The 20,726-nt window shown below is 65.7% G+C and carries 5 protein-coding genes; 3 read left to right on the top strand and 2 right to left on the bottom strand.

From position 1 onward, the window contains the following. Positions 1–34: 34 nt before the first annotated feature. A complete protein-coding gene (locus K1X74_04140) occupies positions 35–14,653 on the top strand; it encodes a hypothetical protein (GenBank protein MBX7165520.1) in 14,619 nt (4,872 codons plus the stop codon). Here the strand turns inward: K1X74_04140 and K1X74_04135 are convergent. Continuing rightward, positions 14,598–15,488, bottom strand: a complete 891-nt coding sequence (locus tag K1X74_04135; protein ID MBX7165519.1) for a LamG domain-containing protein — start codon at positions 15,486–15,488, stop codon at positions 14,598–14,600. The two genes, K1X74_04140 and K1X74_04135, sit on opposite strands and share 56 nt — an antisense overlap. Before the next feature lie 581 nt (positions 15,489–16,069). Here K1X74_04135 and K1X74_04130 point away from each other — a divergent pair. Next, a complete protein-coding gene (locus tag K1X74_04130) occupies positions 16,070–16,711 on the top strand; it encodes a sigma-70 family RNA polymerase sigma factor (GenBank protein ID MBX7165518.1) in 642 nt (213 codons plus the stop codon). Beyond that, on the top strand, positions 16,692–19,472 hold the full coding sequence (locus K1X74_04125) for a serine/threonine protein kinase (protein ID MBX7165517.1): 2,781 nt from the start codon (positions 16,692–16,694) through the stop codon (positions 19,470–19,472). The genes K1X74_04130 and K1X74_04125 overlap by 20 nt, the downstream gene beginning before the upstream one ends. A 114-nt stretch (positions 19,473–19,586) precedes the next feature. Here the strand turns inward: K1X74_04125 and solA are convergent, their stop codons facing one another. Further along, positions 19,587–20,723, bottom strand: coding sequence for an N-methyl-L-tryptophan oxidase (gene solA / locus K1X74_04120; protein ID MBX7165516.1), 1,137 nt, complete (start codon positions 20,721–20,723; stop codon positions 19,587–19,589). Positions 20,724–20,726: the final 3 nt, after the last annotated feature.

The following is a 20,726-nucleotide window of genomic DNA, read 5'->3' as shown; positions in this document are numbered from 1 at the left end:
AACCCTTCGCACGGAGCAACTCGAAATTCGCCAGTTGCTCGCCGCGGCGAGCTTGATCGACGAAGGCGCGGGCCGGTTCGACACCTCGGTGAGCCAATTGGACGCGGGCACTCTGGGGACGTTCGATCGGCCGGCGGTCACGATCATCGGCGGCCTGCAATCGACGTTTTCGGGCAACTTCGACTACGACCAGATTCGCTTTCAACTGGCCGAGAGCGGCAATGCGTCGGGAAAGATTCGCGTCAAGCTCACGCCGTCGGGCGCCAATGGCCAGGCGCTGGTGACGACGAGCGCCAGCGGCGGAAACCTGTTTTCCCGCCTCGGTCTGGGCGACCTGTTGGCGCCTTTCACCAGCCTGGCTCGCGTCGATGGCTCCGGCACTTATGGGGCCACGGCGGTCGCGAACGACACGATCGAGTTCTCGCTCAACGGCCTCGGGGCCGGCGCGTACGACCTGGTGTTGGGGAGCACGCCCGTGCTCTTTGGTCTGCTGTTGGGCAATGGCAGCACGGGCGTTTCGTACACCTACGAGGCTGTGCTGCAGGATTTTCCGAACGAGCCGGGCGCGCCCGATATCACCAAGCCGCTGGGCAGCGATCCGGCCGTGATCGCGATGGGCACCGTCGCTGCCGGTCGGACCAGTTACGCCGCCGGCCGGATCGAAGGTTCGGCCGCGGCGGGCACCTATTTGAACGATCCGCACGAAGAGCTGCGCTATGACCTGGCGACCAGCGGCGGAGTGATGTTTGCCACGCTCGTGGCTGATGCCGGCGCGAGCACGATCGGCAATCCGGTCTTGAGCACCAGCACCTACTCGCTGGCTCCGGCCGTAAGCGACAATCGCTTGACGTGGACCCGAACCAACGAGGCCGCCGGCACGCACACGCTCACGTTCAACTCGCCCGAGCTGCAAGGTGGCACCGGGTACCAGTTTTTTGTCGAGAGCTATCCCGTCGTGGCGGCGGCGACCGATTTGACCGAGGCCGATTACTTCCGCTCGGGACCGTCGGGCCAAAGTCTGGGCGTCATTGGCGGCGCTCGCCCCAGCACGTCGGTGTCGGGCTTGTTGCGCAGCTATTACGAGCCCGGCAGCGCTCTGGGCGCCTCGGCGGACAGCGACGTGTACGACTTCACGCTGCCCTCGCGCGGCTCGAATGGTTCGCAGGTCGTCGTGCAGTTGCCGGCCGGCGCGGCGGCGAACACCTTGCTCACGGCGACCTTAACGCGCGCCGGAGGCACCAGCCTGCCAGCGACGTTCGACGCGGCAACGAACTCGATTCGGTTTGACCTGAATGGCTCACCCGGAGGCAGCTATTCGCTCGCGCTGGCCTCGCTGCCTGCGGCGCCGGGCACGGGCTACACCGTCACGTTCAACCACGTCTTGCCGCGCGTGACCCTGGACAGCGTGGTCCATCTGGCCGAGGGCTTCGGTTACGGCACGACCATCGCCGGCTTCGGCCAGGCCATCGACACGTCGCGCGGCACGAACGCGTACGGCAACCTGACGGCACCCCTGGGGCTGGCGACCGCAGGGCAGTTCACCATGGAGTCCTGGGTCTATCCGAAACCGGGCCTCACCGACGGCGTGATCTGGAACTATGGCGGAGCCTATCAGCTCCTGCGCGTGGGCAACACCGGGTTGCGCATGACGTTGAGCCGCAACGGCGTGAGCGTGCCGGAGACCAACTTCGACGTGACCGCGCCCGACGTGCTGAACGCCGATGCGTGGAACCACGTGGCCGTCGTTTTCAACGGGGCCCGGCTGCAACTGTTCGTTAATGGCGTGAGCGTGGCCGAAGTGCCCGACGCGGCGCCGGCCTTCTTGAATCTGAAGCTCGTCGAGCCGGTGAACCTGAACTTCTTGAACAGCTCGCTGTTGCCCGCCGCGGGGGGCGCCGGTGCGATCGACGAAATCCGGGTCTGGAACCTCGCACGCACGCAGGCCGATCTCCAAGAATCGATGCTGACACCTTTGACGGGCACCGAACCGGGGCTGGCCGGGTACTGGACCTTCGAGCAGCCGGCCGACGAGGGGCGCATCGAGTACGACTCGTCCCCGGTCGGCAACGCCCTGGGGCTGTCGCGCGCCATGCGCATCGAGAACGCCGCGCCACAAATCGGGTATGTCGACGTCCGGCTCGACCGGCCGGTCGACAACCCGCTCGGGCTGTGGGTGACTTACAACGTCACGGGCGGCACGGCCCTGTGGGGGACCGACTATCTCGGCTCGACTTTCCGCAAGGTGTCGAACGACCCCTTCACGGAACAAAAGGGCATCATCATCCCCGACAAGGAGCAGACCGGGCGCATCTATTTTCTCGCCCGGCCCGATGCCATCGCGGAGCAGGCCGAGTCGATTCAAATCGCGTTGTCGACGTCGAGCTTCGAGGGCGTCGCCGGCGGACAAGACTACACGCTCGGCTCGACGACCATGGCCACGCTCTCGATCGCCGACAGCGGCGCTTACCGGCAGGGCGCAGTCGTCAGCGACGCATCGGGACGGCCGGTGACCGCGGCCAACCCGTTATATGTCGATCCCAGGACCGGCAACGCAACATTCCAGGTCCGCCTGAGCAGCGAACCGGACTACCCGACGAGCGTGCCCGAGCATGTCCCCCTGTTGCTCGACTCGGGCGTATGGGCGACGTTCGATTACGGCGCCAACGAGGCACGGACCCTGTTCTTTACGCCGGACAACTGGGATGTGCCGCAGCAGGTCACACTGTCGGGCGTGACGCGTGACGGCACCTTCACCATTTCCGGCCTGGGATATACCGGCACGAACTATGTGCCCCAACCGCTTTCGATTCCGTACACACTGGTCACGCCGACCCGCGCCGACGTGGGCGAAGGCAACCTGACCGACCTGGCGGCGATCACCCCCACGGTCAGTGTGAAGACCGCGCGCAACGTGGCCGAACAGGACGATCAGGCCGGCACCATTCAGGTGCTGCTCAATACGGCGGCACCCGAGGGCGGGCTGGACGTCTTCTACACGGTGATCGCGGCGGCCGGCGGCGCGATTGCCACCGCCGGCGCCGACTACCGGACGCTCTCGGGCGTCGTGCACGTCGAGGCGGGCGAGATTCGCGCCGAGCTGGCCGTATTGCCCATCGACGATCCGCGCGTCGAGGGCAACGAGACGGTCACCGTGCGGCTGTCGAACAGCCTGGCCTACACGGTGGGCGCGCAATCGCAAGCCACGCTGCAGATCTTGGACGACGACGTCGCCGGAATCTCGATCGCCAATCCGTCGTTCGTCGACGTGCCCGCGGCCAAATCGCTCTCACGACCCGGCTATATCTTCAACGAGGACCCCGCCACGCGCTACAACGCCGGCGATTCGGCGGGACCGCTGATCGATCGCGCGGGCACCTATGACGTGCCCGGCTTCACGTACACCGGCGGCCTGGCATCGTATTACAACGGGACTTTCGACCGCGATACGATTCAATTCACACTGCCCACGGTGGCCGATGCGTCGGCCCGCATTCGCGTCACGCTGCTGCCGAGCGCCACCGCCGGATTGCGGCAGGTGCGCACGGTGCAATCGGGCGGCGACGCCGTGAACGTCGTCAACCTGGCGACGATGTTTGCCACGACGACCGGAACCGGTACCCGCATCACCGGCGGCAGCCTGGCGGCGCCCTTGTCACCGACGATCACCGGCGACACCACCTTCGAGTGGTCGCTGGGTGGCCTGCCGGCGGGTACGTACCAACTGATCCTGTCGGCGGCCCCGAGCTTATCGAGCATTTTGTCCAATCCCGGCGGCGCCGTTGGCGTGGCCTACGACTACGAAGTCGTGATGACCAGTGCGCCGACGGCGCCCTACGCGATCACGACGAGTTCGCTCGTCACAACGTATTCGTCGACGTATGCTCCGCTCGTCACGGCCGAAACCGTGCCTGCGCCGGTGCCTGCCACCGAGCCGAACAACACGCTGGCCACGGCCTACGCGCTCGGCACGGTGTTCGACGACAGCACGGTCGCCTCGCAGCGGATCGACGATAGTGCGGACCAGGATTACTACTCGTTCCGGCTCGATAGCGCGCTGGGACGCCCCGATCACTTGGCTGTGCTCTATCGCATGCCGACGTTCGACCCGACAAAGCTCTTGGGGTTCGACATCCTCGATGCGAGCGGCAACGTCCTGGTGACGCGCGCCAGTGCGACGGAAAACCAGTATCACGATCTGCGCAGCCTGGCCGATGGTCAGTATTTCGTGCGTGTGCGCGGTCCGGCCGCCGGGGTGCTGGCCGCGCCTTACACGCTCAAGTTCCGCACGCTCGTCAATCCCAGCGAGCCGGAAGCGAACGAGACGGTCATCACCCCGACCTACCTGGGCGTGGCCCAGCCGGGCACGCGCATCAACGATTTGTCGATCCTGTCCGGCGACGTGGACTTCTACCGGTTCACGCTCGACACTAGCAGCGGCAGGCCCGGCTCGATCACGATGTCGAACGTGCCGACCGACGGCAATCTCGGCCTGCGGTTCTATGCCGGCACGACCTTGCTCGCCACGCAATGGACCGATGCCAACCAGGAGACGATTTCGCTGACCGGCTGGTCCGACGGGGACTACACGATCGAAGTCAGCGCACAGAATAACAGCGCTCGCAACAAGTATGATTTGATCTTTGGCGAGATCGGGCAACGAGCGAAGCAGATCGACGTCAACCAGGTGGCACTGCGGCTCGACTCGCAGCCCACGGCGCCGGTCACGCTGCAATTGGCCAGCGGCGATCTGACCGAGGGGCAACTGGCGGTGACCAGCCTGGTATTTACGCCCGACAACTGGCAGCAGTTTCAGTTGGTGCGCGTGATTCCCTTGGACGACGCGACGGTCGACGGCGATATCAACTACACGCTCACCGCGACCGCCAGCAGCGCGGACCCGAATTACCAGGGCCGGGTACTGCGTTTCAACGTGATCAACCTCGATCGCGGCAACTTCGTCACGCCGGGCACGGTGAACACGAACGACGAACCGTCGGCGCCGATCGTGTCGTTGCAGGCGATTCCCACTTCGGCCCGCCCCGAGGGCCAGACTTTCGACGCGTACCGCGTCACGCTGGCGAGCGCGTTGAGCTACGACCTGGTCGTCGGGCTCGATTACCAGCGCGGCACGGCCGTTTACGGCACGAATTTCACGATCGACACGGGCGGCCCCAGCCCGCAGGAAGTGCGGATTCCCGCGGGGCAGACGTCGGCCATCATCCGGGCCACGTTCATCGACAACAACACCCAGGACTCGCCGACGTTTACGCCCCTGGTGGCCGAAGCGACGATCGTCGACCGGCCCGGCTATCGACCGGCAGCGCAGGTGGGCGGCGTCTCGAGCGTTCAGTTGCCGATCTTCGACGTCAACGTCGCCGCGCTCACGGTCAACGGGCCCAGCGGTTCGGCCGACTCGTCGACGGCGTACACCTACGAAGTCGCGGCGGGCCCCGCTGTGCCGTTCACGGTGCAATTGCGCACCCGGCCCAAGTCCGACGTTACCGTCTGGCTGGCCACGTCGGACGCGACCAACGGGCTCGTCTATCTCGATCTGGCCAAGCCCGGCGAAGAAAAGATCAAAGTCGTCTTTACGCCGGACAACTGGAACGTAGCGCGTAACTTCTGGCTCAAGGGCGTCGACAATCAGATCGACGAGTCGCGCGAGACGGCGACCACGCGCAAATGGGTGCCGTACCGATTGATCGCCAGCGTCTCGAGCGATGACGAAGCCTACCGGGCCTTGCCGTCGCGCGCATTCAACGCCGTGAACGTCGACAACGACACGCTAGGCGTGACCGTGACCGGACCGCGCACCACGGTCGACGGCCGGACCAATGTGTTCAGCGTAGCGCTCCAGTCGCAACCGCTGGGGCAGGTCCGCGTGGTGATGACGCCGGCCAACGACCAGGTGCAAGTCAACGGGCAGCGCGCCGGCGGCCCCGCCACGTTGACCTTCACGGCGACCAATTGGAACGTGCCGCAACTGGTCCAGGTGTCGGCCGTCGATGACGGCGTCGTCGAATATTTCCACGACAGCCGGCTGAGCTTCGCCATCGAGACGGGCCAGGTGTTCAACGGGCCTCCCGTGGTCGATACGTCGACCGCGGCCCTGGCCTATGACCTGGGCAGCGTCGCCGGCGGGTTGCGCTGGAAGAATCTGACGCTGCCGCCCGTCGGCAACGCCGACCCGTCGCTCGCAGGCCCACGGTGGTTCCGGTTCACGCTCGACAAGGTCGGCACGCAGCTCACGCAGATTCAGTTGCTGACTACCGGAGATAACACCACCGATCTCCCCGAGCTGACGTTGTATAAGAGCGACGGCACGACCTTCGTGGCCGCCGGCGTCGTGACCGGCGCCGTCAGCAACAACGGCTTCATCACCGCCAGGGCCTACACGACCCTCGCGCTCAACGGCCTGGCCCAGGGCGAATACTACTTGCGGCTGGCCGATACCGGGCTGACCAGCACGCAAACGCTGTTCGACCTGGTCTTCAACGACGCCGATCGCGCGTATGAGCAGATTGCGCTGGCGCCCTTGGCGATTTCGATCAAGGACAACGACGTGCCCGTGGCCGAGGTGCTGCCGGGCCCCACGGCTTCGGAGGTGTTCAGCCAGCCCAGCTATTTTGCCGTGCGGTTGAATGCGCCGGCTCCGGCCGAAGCGGGCGACCCGGGCCTGCGCGTGAACTTCCGCGTGAGCGGTGGTCGCGCGACCCAGGGCAGCGACCGTTCGACGCTGCATGACTACACGGTTGTGGCCGACGGTTTCGATACGGCCACCGGCATGGGCTGGGTGCGCGTTGCGCCGGGCGACGTGCAAGCGAACATCGGCATTCTCCCGGTCGACGACAAGCTGGTCGAGGATTTGCCGCTGGTGCTGCGCGGCCTGACGGCGACCGCGTCCGGATACGAGGTGCGACTGGGCGCGAATCCCGCGGTCGCCGACCCCGTCGCGCCGCTCGATGCGACCTTCCGCCTGAAACAGGGCACGATCATCCGGGCCGAGGTGGCGCCCGGCCAGGTGCTCAGCCTGGTGATCGCGGTCGACGTCGACCTGGCGCTGGGGACCTACTCGGTACCGAGCGGCGGAACGCGCACGGAATATGCCGGGACAGTGCCGGTCAGCATTACCAGCGACCAGGCCGTCGTGGCGGCCGCGGCCGTCGCGCGGGGGAGCAACGAATTCACCGGGCGCGTGCAATCCGAAGACATCGAAATCACGCTGCTGCCGGGAACCGGGTACACCTTGCCGCTGGCGCCCGACAAGCAAGGCACCAGCGCCGCCGACCCAGCCAATCTGGATCCGGCGCGCGTCAAGGGCACGTTGTCCATCTACGACGACGACGTGCCGGGCGTGCAGGTCATCACGCGGCGCAACTATGCGACCGTGGCCGAAGGCGGCGAGGTGACGTTCGAGGTCTCGCTCACCGCGGAGCCCTCGCTGCCGGTCCAGATCACGCTGACGCCGGGGGGCGGCATCGAGTTCGTCGATCCCGTGGTGCCCGGCACCGGATCGATCGGGCAAACCAGCTACGTGTTGAACGAGGCGCAACTGCAGAGCGAGTTGGAGCTGATCTTCGTCTCGTTGAACTTCACCGATCAAGGGTATACGGCGGTGTTCGACGCGCGGCGCTCGAGCGTCGCGTTCGGCAACGCCGCGGCGACTTCGACCTTGACCCTGAGCAATGGCGGCGGCGGCAGCGCGCAGGCCGTGTTCACGATTCCCGGCGTCAACGACGTCGATTCCGCGGGGAACCCGCTCGAAGGCACCTGGAACACGTTCCAAAGGCTGGTGGTCAGCCGGTTGGTGAGCGATGCCAGCGGCGCGTTTTCGTTCACCGTGAATCTCGACGGCGTGGTGCGGAGCGTCGTGTTGGCGCCCACGAACAGCACGCTGTCCCGGTCGACGACGACGCTGACGTTCCTGCCGGGCAACTGGTTCGAGCTGCAGAAGCTCACGCTTCGCGCGCTCGAAGACGACGTGGCCGAGCCGGGCGAATGGCACCGCGACCTGATCTCCTACCAGGTCAGCAGCAGCGATCCGCGCTGGCACGCGCTGCAGGTCCCGGTGCAAGAGGTGCACATTCTCGACACGATGCTCGACGTAGGAGAAACCCTGGACGGACTCGACGAAGGGCTCGACATGCTCAACGACAGCCTCAACGGCATGAAGCTACCGCTGTTGGGGTCGATCGGCGATTTGCCGGGCATCAACGGGGCCAACGGCGCGACGACGAACGTGACGTCCACGCTCGACACGCTCGTGGCCGTGGCCGGCCCGGCGGCGTCGTTGGCGGCGACCAGCGGCGGCCTGGGTCTGTTCGAGGATTTCCGGCGCCCCTTGAAGAAGGCGCTGTCGTCGGAAAACGAGCTGACGGTTTCGAAATTCAAATCGCTGGCCGAAAGCGCACTGAGCCCCCTGGTGAGCAGCGGCGCTTTCGATCGCGTCGTCGTGACGCCCAAAGCCACGGACAACGACGTGAACATCGTGATGACCTTCGACAAGGTGATTCACGTCGCGCAACTCGATTTGTCGGCCGACTTGGGGCTCGACGCGCTCGGTTTGCGGTTTACCACGACCGGCAAGGCCCAGGTCGACCTGGCGCTGAGCATCGTAATCGGCTTCGGCTGGAACAAACAGTTCGGCTTTTATCTCGACACCGGCGTGACGGGCATCGACCTGGGGGCCCGCCTGTTTCTGACCGGCACCGGCGTGACGGCGACGAACCCGGCCAACTTGTTCACCGGCCAGGGCTCGATCGGCGGCCTGCAACTGGACTTCGTCGACAATGCGCAGAACCGTACCGAGCTCGATCTCACGGCGAGGATCCGGCTCAAGGATCTCGACAACGTCAACACCGTCCGGTTCTTCGACATCAACGGCAACGGGTTGCTGGCCGAGAAATCCTACGGCTGGAATATCGGCGTCGACAACAACGGCGACGGTCGCATCGACTTGCGCAACGGTCAGCCCGTCACCAGTTCGCTGACGGTGATCGAGCCGTGGACGAACATCGGCGGCGCGGGCCGGGTCGATACGTTCCCCTCGCTCGCGCAGTTGTCGGGCGACCCCGTCTGGTCGCCGGCGATCAAGGCCAATTGGAACCAGGTCGGCGCCAAGAAGAACTCGCTCGACGAGGCCCAATCGACCAAGCAAGAGGGCGTGTATCGGCTGCGGACCAATGGCTTCTACCAGCCGATCGTCTATGTGGATGCCAATCGCGACGGCGAGCTCGACATCGCCCGTCGCAAGATCGATCCGTTCAACGTCCCCTGGACTTCGCTGACGACGAAGGAAAAAGACGCGAGCGAGGTCTACTTCACGCCCGCCGACGCGACGAATTTCGCGGAGCTCAAGATCCTCAGCAAGGGGACCGGCGCCAGCCTCGAATACTTCCTCGACGTCAACCAGAACGGCGTCGCCGATGCGGGCGAGCAGATCAGCAACACGCTGCGCAAGAAGCTCGACAAGAACGAGAGCCTGGTCATCGAGGGCGATATCCGGCAGGACGGCGAGGGCAAATACGTCCAAGGAACCAGCCTGGCCTACTACGACGCGAACCGCAGCGGCAAGCTCGAATCGGGCGAGGCGTTCGTGTCCTATGGGTTCGACTCGTTCTTGTTGTCGGTCGACGTCTTCGCGACCGACGCGAACGGGCGGAAGTTTCTCGACTTCAATAACGACGCGACCTTCAACTCGTCGCAGATCACCACGGCGCGCGAATTTCGCCTGCTTACCGACGGCGGCAATCGCTATCTCGACGTCGACGGCGACGGCGTGCGCGACGCCGGGGAGCCGCAGGCCGGCAAGTCGAAGGAATTCGTGTCGCTGGGGCAGGCGGCCGTCGTGTCGAGCTCGGATGGCTTGTTCCAGACGATCACCTTCGACGGCAACCTGTACAACGTGCTGACGGTCGACGGCAAGCGATTTGTCGATCTGGATCGCAACGGGATCCTGACCCTCGACGTCAAGGGGCGCGAGCTGGAACCTGTCGCCGTGCAAAGCACGCGATTGGCCTTCACCGACCGGGCACGGCTGGTGCTGGCGATCGACAATGCCGACCCCACGGCCTTCTCCGGTGTCGTGGCCGAGGTTCAAAAGCTGCGCGCCGGGCAAACGCTCAACCCGGCCGAGCAGCAGCGCGTGGTCAACGAGTATCAAAAGCTCGTGGCCGCGGGCAAGATCGTCGAACAGCTCAACGACGGAGATCGATTGACGCTCGACGAGCTGCGGGTGTTCAACGAGGCCAACAAGAGCCCGCGGTCCGCGTCGTTTTCGCGTTCCAGCAGCCTGGCCGACCGCGCCCAGGGAGTGGCCGCGGAGCTGTTTACCTATAGCTTCCAGGGCGACATCAACCTGGGTCTCCAGACTAAGACCAGCATCAACGGCAACACGGCGCTGCCCGCGGTCCAGTTCGACCTGGCCGTCAATCTGCCGCTGTTCAACTATGGCAACGCGCAAGACACGAGCGACACGGGTTTCAGCGTCAACTTCAACTCCGTGGCCGTCGATCTGGGCTCGTTCCTGGGGAACTATCTCGCGCCGATCCTGAAGGCGACCGATGAAGTGCTCCGGCCGATCAAGCCGATCGTGCAGGCGCTCAATGCCGATACCAAGTTGTTGGGATACTTGGGTCTGGCGGGGCAGTTCGAAAGCGACGGCAAGCCGGGCATTTCCTTGCTCGAGATTGCCAAGAAGCTCAACACCGGCGGTGCGGCCAACGCGGAGCGCATCGACAAGGCCATCAAGTTTGCCGAGCAGCTGACAAAGCTGACGCGCGCCATCGACCTTCTGACCAGCAGCCTGACCAGCGAAAGCGCCTTGCTCACGTTCGGCGATTTTTCGCTGACGGATTTCCTGGCCGCCAGCGACGACCCGGCCAACGCGGCCTCGCGCACGCGCAACGCGCCGCGCACCAACAGCCTGCCGCCCGCCACGGCGCGGCTGCCGAACACGACCGCGACGAACGTCGCCGCCCAGGCGCAACGCTTCGGTTCGCTGCGCGACAAGTACAACGCGGTCAAACAGCTGGAAGGCCTGGAGCTGAAGTTGTTCGAGCCGGGGACGGTCCTGTCGCTGATCATGGGCGAACAGAACGTCGACCTGGTGAAGTACGACATTCCGGATTTCAATTTCACGTTCGCCATCGACAAGAGCTTCTCGATCTGGGGGCCCCTCGCCGGCAAGCTGCAGGGCAGCTTCACGGTCGGCACCGATCTGTCGATGGGCTTCGACACGTTCGGCATCGAGGAATGGGCCAAGGCCGACTACGCGCCGGACAAGGCTTACCTGGTGTTCGACGGTCTGTATTTCGACGACTGGACCAAGGGGGGCGCCGAGAAGAACGAGCTGAGCATCAATGCGACGGTCGCCGCGGGCCTGGGCATCGACGTCGGGATCGCCAGCGGCTTTGTCAAAGGCGGCGTGCAGGGCAAGGTTGGGTTCGACATCGTCGACGAGGGCGAGCGCGCCGGGTTGGCCGACGGCAAGGTGCGCGGCAGTTACCTGGCGAAGACCCTGGCCACGAGCCCGCTCGATCTGTTCGAGCTCAATGGCACGGTCGACGCCTTCCTCGGCGCCGAGGTCAACGTCAACCTGCTGTTCTACAAGGCCCGCGTCTACGAGGCGCGCCTGGCGACGTTCCAACTGGCCAAGTTCAAGCTCAATGCCAGCGGCTTCAGCGGCAGCGATTTACGCGGGCGCGTGGTGACCGGCCCCATCGCCGGCGCGACGGTCTGGTTCGACGCGAACAACAATCTGCAGTTGGACGACGACGAACCGTGGGCCCTGACCGACTTCGAGGGGAACTATGACCTGTTCCTGCCCGACGGGCTCGACCTGAACACGGGCGAAATCCGCGTGCAGGGAGGCGTAGACGCGAGCACGGGCATCGCAGAGACCGACGATCAGTCGATTCCACACGGCGGCCGGGGAAACGCCACGGCTTTCACGTCGCTGGAAGAAGCGATCGACCTGCTCCCGGTCGATACGACGCGCGCCGATCTCGACGGCGACCAGCTGGTCGACGCCAACGATCGGACCCGCTATCTCGAGCTGCTGGGCACCTCGCCGTACGATCCGGCGCTGGACCTCGACCAAGATGGTGTCATCGACGCGCGCGACGCGGCGCAGCTCGATCTGTGGATCGCCGCCGCGGCCGAAGGCGGCACGCTGAGCCCGGAAGAGAGCGCAACCCTGGTCAAGCAGGCTTTCGGTATCGATTCGTCGATCGACCTCAGCTCGTTCGACCATTTTCACGAAGCGCGCGCCGGCAACCCGCTGGCCGGTCCCGTATTCGTCGGCGAGAACAACCTGAACACGACCGTGATCGAGATCGAAGCCGTGCTGGCGGGGTTGGCGGGCGTGCCGCTCGAAGACCACGCGTTGGCCAATTACTTCAGCGAGGCGACGTTTGCCGCGATCGGCAAGCAGGTGCTGCGCGGCCAGCTCGACCTCGGCGATGCGGCGCAGATTCGCACGATCGTGCTCGATGCGGCTGCTCTGGCTGATGAGTTCAGCCGCAACTACAACCTGCAGCTCCATCTCGATCGGCTCGCTGAGATCATCGACGACGTAAGCCAGGTGATCGCGGCCGCCGATCAGAACCAGCGCGCCTTGGCGGCGCTGGCCCACGATTCGGCGGAAATGGCCCGGTTCGTCACCGAGGCCAAGGTGCTCGAGAACGGCAAGATCGCGCACGACTTGTACGAAGTGGCGCTGGGCCTTCGTCCCAGCAGCGAGGTGCTTGCCGAGGACGGGCGGACCGACCAGGAAATGCTCGACGCGATCCGCGCGATTCCGCTGCCGCCCTTGGTATCCTCGATTCACGATCAATTCCTCTACGAGGATGCGAGTCTGACCGACCTGGCCTTGTCGATCGAGCGGCAAATGACCGGACCCGGCGGCATCACCCTCGACGTGTTCGCCGATAACGACGCCCTGCTACCGGCGGGCGCGATCGTCGTGCGGCCGGGTGCGAGCGACGGCCAGTTCCTGATCGATTTTCACCCGGCCGCGCATGCTCATGGCAGCGCGACGGTCACAATCCAGGCGGTCGATTCCGCGGGGGCGACGACCCTGGAGCAGTTTCAGCTCACCGTGGCCCCGGTCAACGACGCGGTCACGACCGCGATCGATCACCTCGTCGTGCTTGCGGGTGCGGAAGTCGAAATCAGTCCACTTGCCAACGATTTCGACGTCGACGGCGACGATCTGAGCGTCGGGCTGCTGTCTGCTCCCCACGTCGGCGAGCTGCTCCGCATCGACGGCCATACCTTCCGGTACGTCGCGCCGGCGAACCAGGTTGGCCGCGAGGTGTTGGAGTACGAAGCGGACGACGCTAATGGCGGGGCCGCGACGAATCAGATCGTGATCGACGTGGTCGCGCCGCTCGCGGCCGATCAGGGCGTCGTGCAGGTCGACGAGGGTGCCCTGGCGGTCAATTCGGGCACGCTCGCGCAGGATGTCACGGCCGTGTTGGGCGCGTCGATCGGCACGGTGGTTGACCTCGGCGACGGCCACTGGAGCTGGTCGTGGAACACCGGCGATGGTCCCGTCGAGTCGCAGACGGTGACGATCACGGTCACTTACGACGGCGTGATTACCGACGTGCTCGAATTTGAGCTGATCGTCCACAGCGTTGCTCCCTCGGCGACGCTGACGGGGCCGAGCGTTGCGGTGCCGGGCCAGCCGCGCACCTTCACGCTCGCGGCGAGCGATCCTTCGACCGACGATCAGGTCGCCGGCTTCACCTTCGAGATCGATTGGGACGGCGACGGGTCGGTCGATGAGACGGTGTCCGGACCGTCGGGATCAACCGTGGTTCACACGTTCTCGAATGTCGGTTTGCTTACACCGACCGTCACGGCCCAGGACAAGGACGGCGCCCAAAGCGCACCGGCGAGCCACGCGGTGAACGTCAGCCGATTCTCGCGGCAGGCGAATCCCAATCGACCAGGCGTGTTTGACTTGTACTACGGCGGCACCGAGGGCAACGACGCCTTTGGCTTCTCCGGTCGCGGCACGCAGGTCAGCGTGATGGCCTTTGCCCTCGACGGGCAGTTGGCACTGACATTCGAAACGTTCACCGGCATCAATGGCAGGGTAATCGGCTATGGCCTGGGCGGCGACGACGTGCTGTGGAGCACGAGTCTTCAGGGCAAGACGGCCGAGCTCTACGGCGGCCAGGGGGCCGACACCTTGCTGGGCGGCCGGGGGCGCGATCTGCTCGATGGCGGCGCTGATGACGATATCCTCGTCGGCTACGACGGCGCCGATACTCTGCGGGGCGGGCTCGGACGAGACCTGCTGATTGGCGGCCTCGGCGCCGATCGGCTCGACGGTGGCCCCGGCGAAGACCTGCTGATCGCCGGTCCAACGGCGTTCGACAACGATCTTGCCGCCCTCGATGCCATCCGCGCCGAATGGACCTCGTCGCGTTCGCTTGCCGAACGGGTGGCAAACTTGTCCGGTGCAGGCACGGACGATCGCGACAACGGCGATTACTTCCTCATGCCCGGTACGACGATGTTCGCCGAAGCGGACATCGACACGTTGCTCGGTGGCGAGGCGCTCGACTGGCTCATCAACGACATCTTTATTGATCTGACCGATCGGTCCGACGAAGAGCCGCCTTCGCCCTGGGCACCGTGACCGGGGCCGGCGCGCCTGGATTTGCCCGCCGCCTTCTTGGCTTGCCACAGACAAACACTGACAACAGACAAGCGCCGGCCGCAGCGAGCGAAATCGTGCTCGGTTCGGGCACCGGCTGAGCGTTGAGAAACTGGCTCGGCAGCAGGGCTACGTTCGAAATGCGAAACTCGTCGAGCTTGCCCGGGAACGTGTAAGCGGAGCTGCCCGTGTTCCCGACGCCGAGCCAGAGCGTTCCGCTGTTGGCCAGCGAGCCTGTCGTGATGTCGGTGGCGGAGTCGACGAATTGCCCATCGACGTACAACCGGATTTCATCGGCCGCCACGTCGCGCACACCGGCCACGTGATGCCATTGACCGTCATTGTAGTCCAACGGGCTCGTGGTCCGGGTGAGATGACTCGTCGAGTTGTCGCGGATGTCGAAGTACACGTTGCCATGGTCCATAAAGATCTGATAGAGCTGCGTGCCGGAGAAGCCCTGCTGTTTCTGCATCAGGCCGCGCTCGGCGGTCGTCGTCGTCTGGAAGAACAGCTCCACGGTAAAGCTGTCCGTGGCGCCGAAGTCGAGGCGATTGTCGTCGGCCGCGCTCAGGCCGTCGGAACCGTCAAACTCGACCGACCTGCTGCCTAAGCCCGGCGAGTCGGTCCGATAGGTAGGCGTCGAAGACGGGAACAGCGAGATGCCGTAGGGGCCGCTGTCGATGGCCGCGGTAACCGTCGTGTTCGGCGTGCCGTTTTCAAATCGCCAGTAGCCGATCGTGGCGGCCGAGGCGGTTCGACTCGAGGTAGCGAGACAAACGGCGATCAGAATGCGGCAGATGGATTGATTTCGGGTCACGAGCGGACTCCTTGTTGCGCAGGGCCTTGGTCGTCAAGCGTCGAGCCGCTTGGGCGGACTGTGGCAAAATCGGGGTTTCGCGGTTCATGGCAGCGGTCACGTGGCCGTAGAGTGGACGTCACGAGCGGCGGCGCACTGACGCGATGGACGCACGTGCCATGCAAGTCAACGAAAGCGCCGACGGGCGAGCGAAGGTACGGCGCCCCGCGGCCTGCCCCGACGCCGCGGGTGCCTGAACGGCTGCGCTTCGTGCGACATGTTTCTGGCGGCATCTCCTTGCCGCGCCGGAGGTTTCGTCGCTGCCGACGGCCCACGGTGATGGGATCCGCTGGCATGCAAAGCCTCCAATGACCCTCTAAGCGTGAACGGGGAGAAAATCGGCCGCAGAAAAATAAAACTTTGCGACGGCGGATTCCTGTTGCGCTAACTTCGGAAGTTGATCGGCCCTTGGGCTGGGGGCGATACTCGGAGGGCCAGCAAATCGTAAAGCGAGGTGACCGCGAGCGGTCCCTGTATCGGGGCGCTGGCGGGGCGAGAATCTCCTCGTCTTGTGTGGCGATGCGACGAAGGGGTGGACCTCGATGGTCGAACACAACGCGGCGCGCGAGACCGCGGCTGACTGGGCTCGGTTGATCGATCAGGCGCGGGCCGGCTCGGCGTCGTCCCTGGGCGAGCTGTTCGAGCAATGCCGCGCCTATCTCTTGGCCGTGGCCCGCCAAGAGATGGATTCGCTGTTGCGCGTGAAGACCGGCGCATCGGACCTGGTCCAGGAAACATTTGTCGATGCGCAGGCCGCAATCGGGCGATTCGTCGGCGATTCGCCCGAGGAATTGCTGGCCTGGATGCGACGAATCTTGCTCAACAACCTGGCCGATCGGGCCCGGTCGTATCGGCAAACGCGCAAGCGGCACCTCACGCGCGAGATTCCGCTCGCGACCGGCGGCTCGCGGCCCGGTCTGACGGCGGCGCTAGTCGATCATCACCCGACGCCCCGCTCGGCGGCGTTGATTCAGGAGGCGCACACCGCGCTCGGCGCTGCACTGGCGACTCTGCCGGCCGGCTACCAGGAGGTGATACGTCTGCGGCACCATCGAGGATTGTCGTTTGCCGAGATCGGTGCGGCCCTCGGACGCACCGAGAATGCCGCGCGCAAGCTTTGGGTCCGTGCGATCGAACAACTGCAGGCAGAGTTTGAGCAACGCCATGGTCCACAGAACGATTGACAGCGCGGTCGGCGACGATTCGCGCCTGGCTGCTGACGACATGGACGAGGCACTCGTGGCCTTCGACCGGCAGCTCACGGGCGAACTCGCGGCCTGGCCCGATGACGCGATCGCCGCCCCGGCACTCGAAGAGCGACTGGCGTTCCTGCGGCTGGTCGAGCAGGTCTGGCCCCGGCGGCAAGACGACGAGCGCCCTACGGTTGCAGAAACTCCCTGGCGACAGCTTGGCCGGTTTCATTTGGTGCGCGAGCTGGGCCGCGGTGGTTGTGGCGTGGTGTTCCTGGCCGAAGACCCGTTCGTCGAACGTCGCGTGGCGCTCAAGATCCCGCGTCCCGAGGCGCTGGTGAGCGACGAGTTGCAAGAGCGGTTCCTGCGCGAGGCGCGGGCAGCCGCGGCCCTGGCTCATCCGAACATCGTTGGCGTGTACGAAGCCGGGCAGGCGGGAGCGGTCGCTTACATTGCCGCGGCCTATTGCGAGGGCCCCAATCTGACCGAATGGCTGCGTGGGCAGACAGCCCCCGTCGATGCACGGATCGCGGCGCGGTTAATCGCCCAGTTGGCCGATGCGGTACAGCATGCCCACAGCCGCGGCGTGCTGCATCGCGACATCAAGCCGGGCAATGTGCTGTTCGACTCGGCAGACGGCGCCGCCGCGCGCGACAGCTCGCGACAACTGCCCGGCGTGCCCAAGCTGACCGATTTTGGACTCGCCAAGCTGCTCGCCGAGACGGGCACGGCGACCCGCACCGGCAGCCTCGTTGGCACGCCTGCCTACATGGCGCCCGAGCAGGCCGAAGGTCAATTGGACCGAATCGGCCCTGCGACGGACGTGTATGCATTGGGTGCGGTGTTGTACGAAGTGCTGGCCTGCCGCCCGCCATTGGTCGGCGAATCCGACCCGGCAACGCTGCGGCTGGTCGTTGACGCCGAAGCTGTTTCTTTGCGACGGCTGTCGCCGCACGTGCCGCGCGATCTGGAAGCGATCGTTCACAAGTGCCTCGAGAAAGACCCGGCCCGGCGCTATGGTTCCGCCGCCGCGCTGCGCGACGATCTCGAACGGTTTGTTGCCGGGCGCCCGGTCGAGGCCCGTAGCGTGGGGACCGCGATGCGCGCGGCGCGTTGGTGCCGCAGGCGGCCGGTGCTGGCGGCATCATGGGCCGCGCTGGCCGCCGCGATTCTAGGTGGATTGGCAGGCATCAGTTGGCAATGGCGCCGGGCAGAAGCTCACCTGGCGCAAAGCGAGCGGCAGCGGCAACGCGCCGAACACCAGTTCGTTCACGCGCAGCGCCTGATCAAGGAAATGCTCGCCGTGGCCGACGATGGGGCATCGCATCATCCGGCGTCGGCCGAGGTGGCTCGCGATTTGCGCCGCCGTGCGGTCGAGTACTACGCGAGCGCGCTGGTCGAAACGGGGCCACGACTCGGATCGTATGCGCGTGAGTTGGCCAACGCCTATGCCAGTTATGCGCATCGCTTGAACCAGATCGACCAGTTCGAGCAGGCCATGCCGGTGGCCGCAGAAGCTGTCCGGCGATGGCAAGTCGAGTTCGAGCGGCGACCCGATTTCGAAGCCCGCGGCGGGCTCGCCAACGCTTGCCTCGTCGCACATCGGTCGACGCAGATCGTCGCGGGTGCCGCGGCCGCATTGCGAAGCCTGGACCGGGCCGCGGCCGCACTCGGCGAGTTGGCGTCCGATGCGCCCTTGTTCTTGCGACAGACGCGGGCCGATCTGTGGCGCTATCGAGGACGATGCTTGCAGGCAGGCGGCCAGCCTCAAGCGGCGCTGGCGGCATATGCCGAAGCGTTTGCCGACAGCAGTGCGCTGTTGGCCGGCGATAGCGACAATCGATCGATGATCGAAGAATTGGCGATCACGGCCATCTACGCCGCCAGGCTCTCGCTTGTGCAAGGCGTGTGTGTCGAGGCCGAGCACTATCTGGCCGTGGCCGTGCGAGCCTGTGACGCCTGGCTGGGCCGGCACCCCGCTGACCTGGCCCTGCGCACTCGTTTGGTTGAATTGCAAGCCTGCTATCGCGATACGCAGCGTCGTTTGGGAAACCATCGCGACGCGGCGCAATGGGCCTGCACGGCGCTCGAAAACGGCGTCACGGTCGTTCGAGCGGCCGGTACCCAGCCCGACGAGTCGATCAGCGCGGTCGTACGGTGGGCAAGCGCAGGGCTGTCCGCGATCATGGCGGTCGAGGGGACCGACGAATACCGCGCGCGGCTGGCTGCCGCGGTCGGCACGCTGCACACGTTGGCCGAAGATCCGTCGGGGGCGGTCGGACCATCGACCCGGGTCAAGGCCTTGGTGGCCTTGTTCGTGGCCGACCTGGCCATGGCCCAGGGCGATCAGCGCGCCGCCAGCGAGCATTTTGCTCGCGCGACTCAACACTTCGAGGACCTGGCAGCGCGGCAGACGCTCGACAACCGCGACGCACGCGCGTATGCACGCTGTCTGTTCTGGCGCGGGCGCGTGGAATTCGACGCCGGCCAAGAAGAGCAGGCTTGCGCCTCGCTCCTGACTGCCATCGGCGCGGCGACCGAAGCCTTGGCTCGCCATGACGATCTCGAGACGCGCGGTTACTTGGCACGGGCGCACTTCTGGCGGGCGCGATTCCTGCGGTTCGCCGATCCGGCACAAGCCGCGCAACATTATCGCCAGGCGTCCGAGCAATATGCCGCGGTGCTTGCCGTCGCTCCCCATGAAAGCGGATTCGCCAGGGATCGCGAAGAGTGCCTGGCGTTCTTGGCTAACTAACGCGGTGCCCGGCGATCGAGCAATTGCACGACGCGCCGGCCGCATGATCGTCCTGCGCATGTGCGCGCCAGAACCTGCGCAGGCAAGATGCCGACGGCGAGGGAACTCGTTGCGTTATGCCCGCAGGCTTGGCCGCGCAAGCCCCAGAAAGTCGACGGGCAACGCGGTACGTCCGGCAAGTACGAGGTCGGCCAGGGCCTCGCCGAGCACCGGCGCAAACTTAAAGCCGTGTCCCGACAGCCCGGCGACGAACGCGACCTTTGGCTGGCGCGGGTGGCGATCGAGCACGAAGTGTTCGTCGGGGCTCATCGTATACAGACACACGGCGTGGTCGGTGCGTCGATCGGAGAGATGCGGCAGATGTTCCGCAGCAAAGCGACGTACCCGCTGCTCGTCTTCGGGGCGCAAGCTGCGATCTACGAGCGTCGCGTTCGGCACGACTTCGCCGCCGGTGTGCTCGGCCAGCTTGACGCCGCGCTCGTCGAACGCCGGCATGCCGTAGAAGATGCCCGTAGGCGTATCGAACAGAAAGGCAGGGCAGGGGGCCTCGGCCCGATAGACGGGATCGCCGGGCTCGAACCAGAATTGGGCCTTGCGCCGGACCGTCAAGTGCAAGCCGGAATCGTCCAGCAAGTCGGCGGCCCATGGTCCGGCGGCAATCACGACGCGCGGCGCGAGATATGTTTCGCAATCGGTCTGCACCTCGATCTGGTCGCCGGTCGATTTCCAGCGGATGACCATTTCGCCGACGCGCAGGCTCGCGCCGTGCGCCACGGCGTCGTCGAGACAGGCCCGAACACAAGCTTCGACCAGCAGCACTCCGGCGCGGCGCTCGAACACCGCTTCACCGTCCGGGGGCAAGTAAAACCCGGGAAATCGCCGCATCGCTTCGGCCGCGGAGAGCGATTCGAGCGGCAATCGATGGCGCTCCGCGCTGGCGCGCACTCCGGCAACGACGGGGCTGCCGGGCCGGCCGACTTGCAGCAGCCCGCACTCATGGTACAGGCGCACTCCGGACCGCGCTTCGAGGTCGTGCCAGAGATCGAAGGCCCTGAGGACCAGCGGCACATAGTCGGGATGCTCGAAGTAGGCCTGGCGAATGATCCGCGTCTGGCCGTGAGAGCTGCCGCGATCGTGCGGCGGCGAGAAGCGGTCGATGCCGATCACCCGGCAGCCGCGCCGCGCCAGCGCTGCCAGCGCCGCGCTGCCGATTCCTCCGCTCCCCAGCACCAGCGCCTCGGCCGTGATCATCGC

This window comes from Pirellulales bacterium, assembly GCA_019694435.1.
Lineage (GTDB): Bacteria > Planctomycetota > Planctomycetia > Pirellulales > JAEUIK01 > JAIBBZ01.
Note: the sequence above shows the minus strand (reverse complement) of the source record. Positions and strands in the feature narration are given on the sequence as shown.

Bases quoted from the DNA above. Each gene is read 5' to 3' on its own strand.
- K1X74_04130 (MBX7165518.1), top strand. From the start codon at position 16,070: ATGGTCGAACACAACGCGGCGCGCGAGACCGCGGCTGACTGGGCTCGG.
- K1X74_04125 (MBX7165517.1), top strand. From the start codon at position 16,692: ATGGTCCACAGAACGATTGACAGCGCGGTCGGCGACGATTCGCGCCTG.
- solA (MBX7165516.1), bottom strand. From the start codon at position 20,723: ATGATCACGGCCGAGGCGCTGGTGCTGGGGAGCGGAGGAATCGGCAGC.